A 12,710-nucleotide genomic window follows, 5' to 3' on the forward strand; every position below is an offset into this window, starting at 1 on the left:
CCGTCGATGAGGGGTTGGATCCATTCGAGGATGGATTCGCCGCCGCGGCCTTGGGGGTAGGCGGCGTTGACGGTGCCGACAACGGCTTCGAGTTCGGGAACGAGGGCCTTGGCGTCATCGGCGGCGGCTTGGAGGTCTTTGCCCATTCGCCACATGAGGTCTTCGTTGCCGTGTGGCCAGTCGGCTCCGACGAGCCATTCCACGGGTTCGAGCCAGGACGGGAATCCGAGTGCCACAGCGGGTTACCGGTACTCGATGCGGGCAACACACCGATCGACCGGTCTGTCCCACCCGGGATACAGGTCGGCAACAGCCTTTGACATCCGAGCCCCCCACGGCTGATGTAGCGAATGTTCACGTTGCCGACGCCAACACGTCGTCACCGCCCCCACAATTGCCTTTCGGCTTGCTGCGCCGCAGCTCAAAAATCCTCTGCCACAACCGATTCAGCCTCAGTAGAGGGTTTTACAACGCCATGTCTTTCGGCCGAAACATACGATAATGGGAGGTGAACACTACGGAACGAGATCCTGTGCGGCCCAGTGTTCGGGGCTCGGGTCGAGTTCACCGGCCCATTCCCATGCACCGAATTCAGGTAGCGCACACCAGTACTGGGTGACATCCACCGAATCGATTCTTTCGCTGACGACTCCACGCCCATGTGGCTCCACGACGACGGCCCGAGCCAAGCCGTCGAGCCTGACCTCGAAAGTCGCGAGCAGCGTGTACTCCGGTGTTTCCCGTGGTGACGGACCGGCATAGATCAGCCGTTGCTGGGCTTGATGCAGAAAGCGATCCTCGACCCACCGGAAAGTGTGGATCGCACGGAAGCGCTTGGCATCGTCGAAGAAGTGAACGGCGAAGGCGTTGTCGTTGCGGCAGACGGTGATGAGAACCCGCGGATCGTCTTGCGGTCCGAGGATCACACAGTATTGCAGGCCCTCGGCATCACGTCGGTGCGCCTGACCGGCGGAGATCACGGCTCGCGGTGTCGCTCGGACCGGGTCCCAGGCGAGGCTGTAGTGCACCTGTGGTCGGTCGGCGGCGCGCGGCCAGGTGAGCGGATTCAGATCGCGTAGCGGTTCCCAGTCGCCGAACTGGGGGGCGGTCAGCCAAAGCCGTTCCATCCTGGTGATTTCCGCTACCGATTCTTCCCGCGTCGACCGGCCGGCTTCCACGGTGACCCGCGTTGCGGTGCCGCCCGGTTCGAAGCTGTATTGCTCGGCGCGCACACCGCCGAGCCCGTCGCCGTCGTATCGATACAGGGTCAGCTGCGCCAAGAACAGCTTGGTCGGACTCTTACGCTCGAACTCGAACGACAGTCGTGGTCGCCCCTGCTCGTCGACCTTCGTGACTCGCAGTTCTTCGGCTGCCCGATACATATCGATGATGGTGTCGGGGGAGTGGGCTTCGCCGAACACCACGCTGTAAGGCGCACCGGCACGATCGCGTTCGCGGGCCTCGGCTTCGCTGAGGTGGCCGCGCGGGCCTGGCTGCTCGGACTCCCGATCCCAGCTGCGGTAGTAGCCGACCAAGGCACGCGCGAGGATGCGTCGTCCGAGTTGTGCCGTGATCGCCGCGAGCGGTTCGACGTCATCGGATTGCCGCGCGGCGCCGGCGCCCTTCAATCGAGTGGCGAGCTCGCCGAGTGCTTTGCCCACATAGGGGGCGAGGTTGTCCGGCACAAGGATCGGATCGGGATCGGTGTCCGCCCCGCGCAACAACCTGGCGATATCGGCTGCTTCGGCGGTGAGCTCGACCGGACCGGCAGTCGCATTGCCGGACTGCCGGCGAAGGTGTCGAGCGGGGTCGCGAACGGGGGGTGTCGGGGTGCGCGCGGGCCGGTCTTGCGCGAGCAGATAAAGGTTGATGGTCGCGTCGCGCCATACCGGGTCGCTGGGAACTCGCCAGCCGTCGCGGCCGTCGGCAACGATGTCGAGCCAGTGGATCGCCGCGTCCCGCAATCGCCCGAGCTTGGTCCGGGAATTCGACGTCGTCGCGGCGATGGCCGACCGCCTTGTACTCGATAGATCCCGCAGGCGGGCAGCCATTTCCGTGTACTCGCCACTCGATTCGGCCAGGTCACCGCTAGGACCGAAGGCCGCGTCGGGGCCGATGCGGGTGGCGAGTTCGTCGAGCAGATCGGCGGCGATCACGACCTCCGCGTGGGAAAGCTCCACAGCGCGCCACTGCTGGTGGACTACCTCGGCCGGCTGATTCTTCGGTTCGGCAATCGAATCCTCGGGTGTGCCCATGATCGCCGAATGCAGCTGCCGCGCCACCTGGGCAAAGTGATCGTCTCGAGCGGTCTTGTCGTCGAGTAGGCGGCTCAGATCGAGCGCTGCCGCGCGGATCCGCTCGTACTCGCCGAAAGTCTCGCCCTTCGAGGAATCCACGGTGGGGATCAGGAGCTCGGCGGGCATGAGATGGTCGACCGGGTCGATGACGTCGGGTGCGGTGCCATCCGACTGCAACCGGTCGCTCGCGGTTATCCACATCCGTGTCGGACCCGGGTAGAAGAACGGACGGCCGTAACGGGTTTGCGCCAACAGCTCGGCCGCGAGGTCGTCGGCGAGGATGCCGAGATCGGAACGGACGCCGAGCAGCCCGTACGAGATACCCGGTAGCAACCGCGAGGCCAATTCGCGCAGCAGTAATCCGGTGACGATGGCGGTCTCGGCACCGATGGTGACCAATGGTGGCTCGGGCGACGAGACGGCTTCCGCTGCCAGCAGTTCGCGCAGCGCGTTGGCCTCGTCGAAAATCGGGCGCCCGTCGACCGACCGAAGGAAAAGGCCGGGGTCGTCCGGTCCTACGACGGCCGGTGCAGGCCCACCGTGGGTTGCCCGTGCCAAAGCCGCCATCGCGGCTTGACCCGCGCCGGATCCGAGTACGTCCGACAACGGCGGCGGATTCGCAGGTTGCCCGGCATGGGCGATTCCCACTACATCGAGGACACGGATGACAGCATTACGCAGGTCGGGTCGATACACGGACATGGCATGGGTGAGCCATTCGGCACGCTCGACCGGATCGAACTCGCGCGCAAGCGGGCGGCGGACCGGAGTCGACTCGGTCAGGGTGTCGGCGAGCTTTCGGGTCCGCTCGCCCAGGGCGAGACCGTTGGTGCCGACACCGAACGCCGCACCCGGCCGCAGGCGGGCGGCGAGCTCGCGCAACAGGTCGGCGACCAGCACCACCTGCAGGCCGGTCATTGTCACCTCGCCTGCTGAGCCATCGGCGAAACGAGACAGGAGATCGCTGTCGAGTCCGAGCGGGGAGCCCCCGTGCGCCGTGCTCAACAGATAGAGCTCCGGGTCGGGTACGCCGTCGACGCGAGGTTTGGCGAACATCACCTTGCCGCGGAATTTCTGGGCAAGAGCGGTTACCGCCCCGTCGAGCAGATCCTGATTCGAATCAGGTGCGGACGCGGCATCGACGAGTGCGGTCGCCGCCCGCAGAATTCCTGGCGTGGCCAACTCGTCGTCGGTCATGACCAATGCCTCATCCCCCGCTCGAACCTCGGATCACGCCTGCACATCGACCCCCGATTGTCGTGAATGCTACCCCCGCGGCCGTGCTGGTGAATATCTCAGCCGTACCGATCTCCGCAGGTAGACCCTGTGTGAATATTTGCCGAATACGTTGTCGTCCAAGAGATATCGCACCATCGAAGACCATCTAATCGAGGGTCGTGGTGGTCGACAGTCGCCGCTGCGCATCGGCGACGACGGGCCGGGTTCCCGATCGGATCGCCCAGGCGCTGGTTCGGCGTTGGAACAGGGCACATGACGGTCCACTTGTCGTCTGCGCGATGCGTGCGAGGCGGAAACCTGCACGCCGGTAGTAGTCGTGCAGGCCCAGGTTGGTGGTCCACGCGTCCAGGCGGACCCAGTCCCGGCGGTCCAGTTCGGCGAGTTCGGCCGCGTGCGCGAGCATGTGGTGGCCGACGCGGCGTCCGGCGAAGTTCAGGTCCACGATCATGAAATGCACGATCATCGACTCGGCAAGCTCCCAGGGCGACCACAGGCCGGGATCGGAACGCTGATTCACCGTGATCGTGCCCGCGGGTCGGTCTTCGACCTCGGCGATCCAGGTCTGGCCGGCGTCCAAGGCGCGCCCGACGGCGTCGGCGAAGATCTCGATCGGGCGGCCACGGCCCGCGACGGTCCATTGGTCCGAACCGCGCGCGGTGAGCCAGGCAGTGCGTTGCACGCGCAGGCGGCAGATCAGCGACAGGTCGCCCAGGGTGGCCCGGCGCATCCGTACCGTCATGGCAACGGCACGGCAGGCCCGGGTGCGATGCCGAGGGTTCGGGCGATGACGTCGGTGCCCGCCGCGTCGCCGAATTGGTAGGCCAGCCGGTTGCGTCCGGCCAGGGAACGGTGGCGGGTGGCGCGGGTGACCCGCTCGTGATTGGCGCCGATGCGAAGATGGTCGAGCAGGATGGTGCCGGTGGCGACGCCGAGCACGGCGGCCTCCTCCGCCGTGGCCGCGCGGGCGAGCACGGTGTCGCGATGCGCGGTCTCGCCGTGGCCACGGTCGGCGAGCCGGCGCGTAGTGCCCTCGGGGATGTCGTGCGGGGAGTCGATACCCGCCGACTCGGCCAGATCGCGCGGGTAGAAGCTCACCTCCCACGACCACGGCTCGTTGTCCAGATACTGCACCACGGTGCGGGCCAGCACCCACGAGTCGACCGGCACGCCGAGCCAGAGCGCCACTTGTTCGTCGGCCGGCTCCATCCTGGTGCTGAATTCCTTGGCGGGTTCCCGGTTCGCCGCGCGCGCGATCTCCTCGAAGATGTCGTGCGCCGAGCGCGGACGATCACGCCGGATGTGGTCGGTGACCACGGATTCGAGCACTTCCTGGTTTCGAACGATGGTTCCGCGGGAAGTCGCTGTATAGACCAGGTTTTCGGCGACGAGTACCTGGATGGCGTTGCGCGCGGTGGTGATCGAGACCTGCATCTGCTCGGCCAGCTCGGAATGACTGGGCAGCCGGTCGCCCGGTTTCCAGGTACCCGCGCGGATCTCCTCGCGGAGGAGGTTCGCGATCCGCAGATAGGTCGGACCGTCCGCCATCATGCTCCTCGGTAGGTCGTGCAGGTAACGAAGTGTACTCGTCTGGGTTACCTACGGCCGAGTAATGCTTGACAGTGAGCTTGCGAGGTTTATTGTAATGAACGTCCTGATCCGGTGCTGTGCGGCGACGACGGCGAGGCAACGTGGCTGGTGCGGAGAGTTCTACGGTTGTAATGGCTTTCCCCGACACATTGCGATGTGTCGATTCCGCAGGTTCTCAGGCTGATACCGGTTTACTGCCCTTTTCCGACCTACTGGTCCGGGCATGTCGCGGGCACCGGGTGGTCGGTGGGCCGCTGCTGTGGTTCGCGCGCGACCTCGCGGTGCTGCACGAGAAGCGGGTGGTCGGCCGTGGCGGCCGCGTCGAGACCGACGCCGTGGTGTTGCGTGAGATCGATTGCCGACGAAGCGAATTGGTCCTCGCCATCGACGACTGGGTGTTGCGCGGCGTGCCGCAACACCGACTGGGCGCCACGCTGCACACCGAAACCATCGGCGCGGTCATCGACCGGTTGGCGGAGTCCTCGGTGCGGGCTCACCACGCGCTGATGACGCTGGACGCCAACGACGAGCTGCTGCACAGCGCCTGGCACCACCTGGCCGAATTGGCCGACGCCTACGACGATCTGGTGCGCGATGTGCTCGCCGGGCGGCGTCGGCTGCCCGAATGGTGACCGCTCAGCGGTAGCGGTTGTGTTCGGCGCCGAACTCGTCGGCGACCGTCGCGGCCAGCTCCACATACGCGCGCTTGGTGGACTTGTGCAGGCGGTGCAGGTCGATCTCGGCGCCCTCGGACAGGTGCTCGTCGAACGGGATGATGTGCACGGCACGGCAGCGCGACAGGAAGTACTCCCGCAACTGCTGCACACCGACATTCGGGGAACCCTCACGCGGGAGGTTGATCACGACCACCGCATTGCGCACGAGGTGGTCGTGCCCGTGCAGCGACAGCCAGTCGAGCGTGGCGGCGGCGCTGCGGGCACCGTCGATGGCCGCCGACGAGATCAGCACCAGCGAATGCGCCAGGTCGAGCACGCCGTTCATCGCCGAGTGCATCAGGCCGGTGCCGCAGTCGGTGAGGATGATGTTGTAGAACCGCTGCAGGATGCGGGCGACGGCCCGGTACTCCTCGTCGTTGAACGACTCCGAGGCTGCCGGATCGCGTTCGCTGGCAAGCACTTCCAGCCTGCTCGAACTCTGCGAGGTGTGCCTGCGCACATCCGAGTACCGTTCGATCGCCGGATCGAGCAGCAGGTCGCGCACGGTCGAGCGGGTCTGGATGGCTACGCGCTGGGACAGGGTGCCGAAGTCCGGGTTGGCGTCGACCGCGATCACTCGGTCACCACGGATCGACGCGAAGATCGACCCGAGACCGGTGGTGGTCGTCGTCTTGCCGACACCACCCTTGAGCGAGAGCACCGCGATCCGGTAATCACCACGCACCGGCTGCCGGATACGGGCGACCAGTTCCTGCAGGCGCCGCTCCTCGGCCGACATTCCCGGGTTGATCGCACCACCGGAAACATGGTGCACGGCCTTACGCCATCCACTGCCCGGTGCCTTCTTGACCCGCTTGACCGGCACATTGTCCAGTGACGGAGGTTGGTAGCCGGGGTTACCCCAGCCCGGCTGACCGTAGGCGGGCTGCTGGTACTGCGGTGCCACATGCTGCGGGGCAACGTTGTTCGGGGCTTGGTACGGCTGCGCCGGTCCGCCGTGCGGGGCGCCGTCCGGCGCGTGGAAGGGCTGAACCGGGGCACTGTTGGGTGCTTGGGACCAGGTGCCGTCCGGCGCCTGGAACTGCTGGGGCGCCGCCGCCTGGTACGGCTGGGCCGGTGCGCCATCGGGTGCGTGGAGCGGCCCCGGGTACGGCTGCGCCTGGGAGCCGTCGGGCGCCTGGTACGGCTGAACCGGCGCGGCAGTGCCCTGTGAGTACTGCTGGGTCTGAGCAGCATTCGGGCCCGCCTGCGCGGCGTTTCCGTGGGGATAGGTGCCGTCCGGCTGCACTCGCATGCCGTCAGGGCGGTACTGGGGGAGCCCATCGCTCTGGTTGGGATGGGCAACGGCCGTGTCGGGTGTCTGCGGGTAGCCGCCGTGCATGGGGTGCTGTGCCGGATAGGCGGTCGCACCACCGCTCTGCGCGGTCGGGGCGGGGATCGCCTGCTGCGCGACGTCGGGCTGTGCGGGCGCGGCGTCGGGCGTCAGTTGATGCCGTGGAGGTGTTCCCTCGGGGCGGGAAGGCGGCCCGGGCTGTGCGAATTCGCCTGAGCGGTAAGCAGTTTCAGACGGGCCGCCCTGCGCGACGCCGGCGCTGGGCAACCCGCCCTGCAGTCGAGGGTCGTCGGCCCGGAACATCTCGGTCTGCGCATCAGGTGCGTGCACGGAAGTGCCGTGCGACAGATCTCCGGGAATCGAATCGTATTGCGACGCAGAGAAAGCCGGTCCCTGCGGTACCTCGCCGGACGCATAGGGCGAAACAGGCGCCGCTGAAGCCGCGACGTCACCAGCGCTGTACGGCGACCCCTGCGCGACCCCACCTTGTTCGGCCTGGGCTTGGTCGGCGCCGCCCTCGTTCCGTGTCGACGAAGGGTTGGCCGAATATCCGGCGTCGGCCGACTCGGCTGCGACGGAAGCCGCCGATGCGCCAGTGGTCGATCCGGATGCCGGTGCACTCGATGTGTTGTGAGAGGACGCGTCCGGCCCGGAAACGCTGGGCTGCGGCGCTTCCGGTTGTGCGTTCTGGATCGCCGGATCCGGCTGGCCGCTGGTGGGCGGCGCAGGTTCGCCTATCGGGCGCGAAGGCGTCGAGAGCGCCTCGAGCGGAGTGGCCGATGACAACGGGTCGACACCCGACGAAACCGCTTCGCCGACCGACGCCTGCGGCTGCGCGGGGGAAGGCGACGAGACCGGCACGGCGGGCGGTGCGAGCGGGTCTGCGGGTGAAGGCGACGACGTCGGATCAGCGGGCGGTGCCGGCGGGTCCGCGGGTGAAGGCGACGACACCGGCACGGCGGGCGACGCCAACGAGTCCGCGGGTGAAGACGACGACACCGGAACGGCGGGCGACGCCAGCGGGTCCGAGGGAGACGGCGGGGTGGGTGCGAGCAAGCGTGGCGGCGCCTGGGTCGGGCGCGCCGGGGGATCGGGCAGCGGGGGAGGCGGCGGGAGGTCGGGCAGGCTGCGCTGGTTCGAGGGCCCGAGCGGTGTGAAGCCCTCGGACGGGGGAGCGGGGGTCCGCGTCGGGAGGGCCGCCGCGGCCTGCTCGGCAGGTGTCGGGGGCAGTGAAGGGCCCGAATGAGCTGGCGGAACGGCCGTATTCGGGACCGAGTGCGACGGCGAACTGGTGTGCGCCGGCGCGGCCGGGAACCGGGCCGGTGTAGAGGGCTGCCCGGTGTTCCACGGGGAGAATGCATCCGGCCCGGTCTGCGGCGGCATGAGCCGGTCAGGTGCGCCCTGTTCCTGGGGTCGAGCGGCGCCGGCCGAGGACCGCGAACCGGCGGCATGCTGGGCGGAGTCGCCCGCCGCGCCGGAGTCGAGCCTCGGTGGAGCGAGTGGGTCGGGGCCTTGCTCCCACGCGCCTGCCTGGGCTTGCTGGGCGGAGTCGCCCGAGGCCGACCGCGGTGGCGGAGCGAGTGGGTTCGGGGCGCCCTGAGCCTGCGGCCAAGGCGCGCCGGTCGAGGCCGGTGGCCAGGAGGAGTCGGCGCCCTGAGTCGGTGCGGGCGCGCTCGATGTCGACGGATTCGGACCGGGCATCAGCGGGCTCGCGGTCGACGGCGCATGCGGATCGTGGAAAGCAGGGCCGTGGCCCGCGGTGCCGGTGACCTGGCTCGGCGGTGCGGTCTGTTCGGGCTCGCGCTCCTTGCGGCGGCGGCCGCCCTTCTTCTCCTTGCGCGCGCTGTCGTCACCGCGCAGGAAACGGCGACGCTTGGGTGCCTCGTCGATCGGTTCGTCCTGTGGCAGGTTCTCGACCGGTGCCTCGTACCCGACCTGGGTGACTTCGCTCTCCGACAGCCATGGCGGCAACATGGGGAGGCTGTCGTTGTTGCGGCTCACCGGTGCGCTCCGCTCACCAGGGTCCCCCGATCTGATCGACCCACTACTTGCGACGCCGGTGAGTTTACGCGACAACCCGATCGGCGTGGCGGGCGCCTCATGCCTGCCCGCGTGCCCACCGTCGACGCCTCCATTGTGCGACGTGCGCCACGTTCAGGGTGTACCGTCGGGGTCTTTTTGCCTCAGCGCACACGGCCCGGTAAGCTTGAGCGGCGGTGCACCTAGGCGCCGACTGTTCGCGTGCAAACCCGGGAAGTTCGTCGGGCCTGTGGGTGAGCAGCTACGAGGTAACCACTCAAGGTTGAGCATAACCGGGATCGCGGAGGATATGGCGAAGAAAGACGGGGCCATCGAGGTCGAGGGTCGAGTTGTCGAGCCGCTGCCCAATGCGATGTTCCGGATCGAGCTCGAGAACGGTCACAAGGTTCTCGCGCACATCAGCGGAAAGATGCGGCAGCACTACATTCGCATCCTTCCGGAAGACCGCGTGGTCGTCGAGCTCTCGCCGTACGACCTGTCCCGCGGCCGGATCGTCTACCGCTACAAGTGATGCCTGCCTGACGCCGCGAGCCTGAGGCACGCGGCGTCACACGGTGTTCCGGTCCAGGCCGGAACACGACAAGAGACTTCCCCAGTCGTCGGCTGGGGAAAAACTGTGTTCACAGACCCTTGTGAACCCACGAAAAGATTGGACGGACGTGAAGGTTCAGCCGAGCGTCAAGAAGATCTGCGAGAAGTGCAAGGTGATCCGCCGTCACGGTCGGGTCATGGTGATCTGCGACAACCTGCGCCACAAGCAGCGTCAGGGCTGATCCAGCCTCACCGCCGGGCACCGATCGTCTGATCGGACTGACCGAAAAGAAGAACTCCCAGCTCCAGCGCGTACGCACGTGTGCGCGCCAACCACCGGTACGGAGGCCGGTGCCCCCATTTGCAAAGACGGGGGGACGGACAGGGAGCAGACCTCCGCAACCATTAAGGAACCTGCCACATGGCACGTCTGATGGGCGTTGATCTCCCGCGCGAAAAGCGCATGGAGATCGCGCTGACCTACATTTTCGGAATCGGGCGCACCCGCGCCACCGAGATCCTGGCTCAGACCGGCGTCAGCCCGGACCTGCGCTCGAAGGATCTCAGCGACGACGACCTGAGCAAGCTGCGCGACTACATCGAAGCGTCGGAGTTCAAGGTCGAAGGTGACCTGCGCCGCGAGGTCCAGGCCGATATTCGCCGCAAGATCGAGATCGGCTGCTACCAGGGCATCCGCCACCGTCGTGGCCTGCCTGTGCGTGGTCAGCGCACCAAGACCAACGCGCGTACGCGCAAGGGTCCGAAGAAGACCGTCGCCGGCAAGAAGAAGTAGGGATAGCGTATGCCTCCGAAGAGCCGGGCCGCTGGCCCGAAGAAGACTCAGAAGTCGCGTCGCCGGGATAAGAAGAACATCCCGCACGGCCACGCGCACATCAAGAGCACGTTCAACAACACCATCGTCTCGATCACCGACCCCGAGGGCAATGTCATCTCGTGGGCGTCGTCGGGCCACGTCGGTTTCAAGGGTTCGCGTAAGAGCACCCCGTTCGCCGCGCAGCTCGCTGCCGAGAACGCTGCCCGCAAGGCGCAGGAGAACGGCGTCAAGAAGGTCGACGTGTTCGTGAAGGGCCCGGGTTCGGGCCGCGAGACCGCGATCCGTTCGCTTCAGGCCGCTGGCCTCGAGGTCGGCTCGATCTCCGATGTCACTCCTCAGCCGCACAACGGCTGCCGGCCGCCCAAGCGCCGTCGCGTCTAGCGGGAAAGGAAACAGCTAAAAAATGGCTCGTTATACAGGCCCCATCACCCGCAAGTCGCGTCGTCTGCGCGTCGACCTCGTCGGAGGCGACCAGGCGTTCGAGCGTCGTCCTTACCCGCCCGGCCAGCACGGCCGCGCGCGGATCAAGGAATCCGAGTACCTGATGCAGCTGCAGGAGAAGCAGAAGGCTCGCTTCTCCTACGGCGTCATGGAAAAGCAGTTCCGTCGCTACTACGAAGAGGCCAACCGCCTCAAGGGCAAGACCGGCGACAACCTGCTGCGTCTGCTCGAGTCGCGTCTGGACAACGTCGTGTACCGCGCCGGTCTGGCTCGTACCCGTCGTCAGGCCCGTCAGCTCGTCAGCCACGGCCACTTCCTGGTCAACGGCGTCAAGGTCGACGTGCCCAGCTACCAGGTCTCCCAGTACGACATCATCGATGTCAAGGAGAAGTCGCTGCCGACCCTGCCGTTCCAGGTGGCGCGTGAGACCGTCGGCGACCGTCAGGTCCCGGGCTGGCTGCAGGTCGTCCCCGGCCGCCTGCGCATCCTGGTGCACCAGCTCCCCGAGCGTGCCCAGATCGATGTGCCGCTGCAGGAACAGCTCATCGTCGAGTACTACTCGAAGTAAGCGCTTTTGGTGGGGGCCGTTCCTACGACGGCCCCCGCAATCACTGATTAGGCGTCAAATAGCGGACGCCCTGAACAGGAAGTAGATCCTCATGCTGATTTCCCAGCGTCCGACACTGACCGAAGAGGTTGTGGCGGAGAACCGCTCGAAGTTCACCATCGAACCCCTCGAGCCGGGCTTCGGTTACACCCTCGGCAACTCGCTGCGTCGTACCCTGCTGTCCTCCATCCCGGGGGCCGCGGTCACGAGCATCCGCATCGACGGTGTCCTGCACGAGTTCACCACCGTTCCCGGTGTGAAGGAAGACGTCACCGACATCATCCTGAACCTCAAGGGTCTGGTCGTGTCCTCCGAAGAGGACGAGCCGGTCACCATGTACGTGCGTAAGCAGGGCCCGGGCACCGTCACCGCCGGTGACATCGTCCCGCCGGCCGGCGTCGTCGTGCACAACCCGGACATGCACATCGCCACCCTGAACGACAAGGGCAAGCTCGAGATCGAGCTCGTCGTCGAGCGGGGCCGCGGTTACGTGCCCGCCGTGCAGAACAAGGCGACCGGCGCGGAAATCGGCCGGATCCCCGTGGATTCGATCTACTCCCCGGTGCTCAAGGTGACCTACAAGGTCGAGGCCACCCGTGTCGAGCAGCGCACCGACTTCGACCGTCTCATCCTCGACGTGGAGACCAAGAACTCCATCACGGCCCGGGACGCGCTGGCTTCGGCCGGTAAGACCCTGGTCGAGCTCTTCGGCCTGGCCCGTGAGCTCAACGTCGAAGCCGAGGGCATCGAGATCGGCCCCAGCCCGGCCGAGGCGGACCACATCGCCTCGTTCGGTCTGCCGATCGAGGACCTGGACCTCACCGTCCGGTCCTACAACTGCCTCAAGCGCGAGGGTGTGCACACGGTGGGCGAGCTCGTCGCCCGCACCGAGTCGGACCTGCTCGATATCCGCAACTTCGGCCAGAAGTCCATCGACGAGGTGAAGGTCAAGCTGCACGCGCTCGGCCTCTCGCTGAAGGACTCGCCCGCTTCGTTCGACCCGTCCTCCGTGGTGGGTTACGACGCGAGCACCGGCACCTGGAGCGATTCCGGCACCTTCAGTGACACCGACGGCGGCGAGCAGGACTACGCCGAGACCGAACAGCTCTAGGCCATCGGGGGG

At 66.9% G+C, this 12,710-nt stretch carries 13 protein-coding genes; 8 read left to right on the forward strand and 5 right to left on the reverse strand.

Annotated features, from left to right (window positions below):
* The 4 genes from LDL21_RS24535 to LDL21_RS24550 form a co-directional block, all read right to left on the reverse strand.
* Positions 1–236 (reverse strand): WXG100-like domain-containing protein (locus tag LDL21_RS24535; protein ID WP_443678055.1); only part of this gene is annotated, 236 nt, incomplete at its 3' end.
* 279 nt (positions 237–515) lie between these two features.
* A complete protein-coding gene (locus LDL21_RS24540; protein ID WP_225281938.1) occupies positions 516–3,494 on the reverse strand; it encodes a hypothetical protein in 2,979 nt (992 codons plus the stop codon).
* 187 nt (positions 3,495–3,681) lie between these two features.
* The gene (locus LDL21_RS24545; RefSeq protein ID WP_181701399.1) at positions 3,682–4,275 is read right to left on the reverse strand and encodes a GNAT family N-acetyltransferase; all 594 of its coding nucleotides are present in this window, start codon (positions 4,273–4,275) and stop codon (positions 3,682–3,684) included.
* Positions 4,272–5,081 (reverse strand): GntR family transcriptional regulator, encoded by an 810-nt coding sequence (locus LDL21_RS24550; RefSeq protein ID WP_225281939.1) that lies wholly within the window; start codon positions 5,079–5,081, stop codon positions 4,272–4,274. Before LDL21_RS24550 ends, LDL21_RS24545 begins: the two co-directional genes overlap by 4 nt.
* Positions 5,082–5,362: 281 nt before the next feature.
* On the opposite strand from LDL21_RS24550, the gene LDL21_RS24555 reads away from it, so the two are divergent.
* Positions 5,363–5,755 (forward strand): DUF4254 domain-containing protein, encoded by a 393-nt coding sequence (locus LDL21_RS24555; protein WP_084457280.1) that lies wholly within the window; start codon positions 5,363–5,365, stop codon positions 5,753–5,755.
* 4 nt (positions 5,756–5,759) lie between these two features.
* Here the strand turns inward: LDL21_RS24555 and LDL21_RS24560 are convergent, their stop codons facing one another.
* Complete coding sequence (locus tag LDL21_RS24560; RefSeq protein WP_225281940.1) at positions 5,760–7,463, reverse strand: MinD/ParA family ATP-binding protein; 1,704 nt, start codon at positions 7,461–7,463, stop codon at positions 5,760–5,762.
* A gap of 442 nt (positions 7,464–7,905) precedes the next feature.
* Here LDL21_RS24560 and LDL21_RS24565 point away from each other — a divergent pair, with 442 nt between their 5' ends.
* The 7 genes from LDL21_RS24565 (at position 7,906) to LDL21_RS24595 (ending at position 12,698) form a co-directional block, all read left to right on the forward strand.
* The gene (locus LDL21_RS24565) at positions 7,906–8,379 is read left to right on the forward strand and encodes a hypothetical protein (RefSeq protein WP_225281941.1); all 474 of its coding nucleotides are present in this window, start codon (positions 7,906–7,908) and stop codon (positions 8,377–8,379) included.
* A 1,083-nt stretch (positions 8,380–9,462) separates the two neighbouring features.
* Positions 9,463–9,684 carry a translation initiation factor IF-1 gene (infA, locus tag LDL21_RS24570; RefSeq protein WP_003418601.1) on the forward strand — a complete coding sequence of 74 codons (222 nt, stop codon included), beginning with the start codon at positions 9,463–9,465 and terminating at the stop codon, positions 9,682–9,684.
* A 148-nt stretch (positions 9,685–9,832) separates the two neighbouring features.
* Positions 9,833–9,946, forward strand: a complete 114-nt coding sequence (gene rpmJ / locus LDL21_RS24575) for a 50S ribosomal protein L36 (RefSeq protein ID WP_011207363.1) — start codon at positions 9,833–9,835, stop codon at positions 9,944–9,946.
* Positions 9,947–10,125: 179 nt separating this feature from the next.
* Positions 10,126–10,497 (forward strand): 30S ribosomal protein S13, encoded by a 372-nt coding sequence (gene rpsM / locus LDL21_RS24580; RefSeq protein ID WP_067491000.1) that lies wholly within the window; start codon positions 10,126–10,128, stop codon positions 10,495–10,497.
* Between the two features lie 9 nt (positions 10,498–10,506).
* Entirely contained in the window at positions 10,507–10,920 is a 414-nt protein-coding gene (gene rpsK / locus LDL21_RS24585; protein ID WP_019045110.1) for a 30S ribosomal protein S11, read from the forward strand.
* Positions 10,921–10,942: 22 nt separating this feature from the next.
* Positions 10,943–11,548: a 30S ribosomal protein S4 gene (gene rpsD, locus LDL21_RS24590; protein WP_181700707.1), complete on the forward strand. Its 606-nt coding sequence runs from the start codon at positions 10,943–10,945 to the stop codon at positions 11,546–11,548.
* A gap of 91 nt (positions 11,549–11,639) precedes the next feature.
* Positions 11,640–12,698, forward strand: a complete 1,059-nt coding sequence (locus LDL21_RS24595; RefSeq protein WP_022567324.1) for a DNA-directed RNA polymerase subunit alpha — start codon at positions 11,640–11,642, stop codon at positions 12,696–12,698.
* Positions 12,699–12,710 lie beyond the last annotated feature (12 nt).

Origin of the sequence: Nocardia rosealba (assembly GCF_020216065.1) — a bacterium.
Taxonomy (GTDB): Bacteria; Actinomycetota; Actinomycetes; order Mycobacteriales; family Mycobacteriaceae; genus Nocardia; species Nocardia rosealba.

What these genes read in the sequence shown, in the direction of transcription:
- LDL21_RS24540 (WP_225281938.1), bottom strand. Translation starts at nt 3,494, where the DNA reads ATGACCGACGACGAGTTGGCCACGCCAGGAATTCTGCGGGCGGCGACC.
- LDL21_RS24545 (WP_181701399.1), bottom strand. Translation starts at nt 4,275, where the DNA reads ATGACGGTACGGATGCGCCGGGCCACCCTGGGCGACCTGTCGCTGATC.
- LDL21_RS24550 (WP_225281939.1), bottom strand. Translation starts at nt 5,081, where the DNA reads ATGGCGGACGGTCCGACCTATCTGCGGATCGCGAACCTCCTCCGCGAG.
- infA (WP_003418601.1), top strand. Translation starts at nt 9,463, where the DNA reads ATGGCGAAGAAAGACGGGGCCATCGAGGTCGAGGGTCGAGTTGTCGAG.
- rpsM (WP_067491000.1), top strand. Translation starts at nt 10,126, where the DNA reads ATGGCACGTCTGATGGGCGTTGATCTCCCGCGCGAAAAGCGCATGGAG.
- rpsK (WP_019045110.1), top strand. Translation starts at nt 10,507, where the DNA reads ATGCCTCCGAAGAGCCGGGCCGCTGGCCCGAAGAAGACTCAGAAGTCG.
- rpsD (WP_181700707.1), top strand. Translation starts at nt 10,943, where the DNA reads ATGGCTCGTTATACAGGCCCCATCACCCGCAAGTCGCGTCGTCTGCGC.
- LDL21_RS24595 (WP_022567324.1), top strand. Translation starts at nt 11,640, where the DNA reads ATGCTGATTTCCCAGCGTCCGACACTGACCGAAGAGGTTGTGGCGGAG.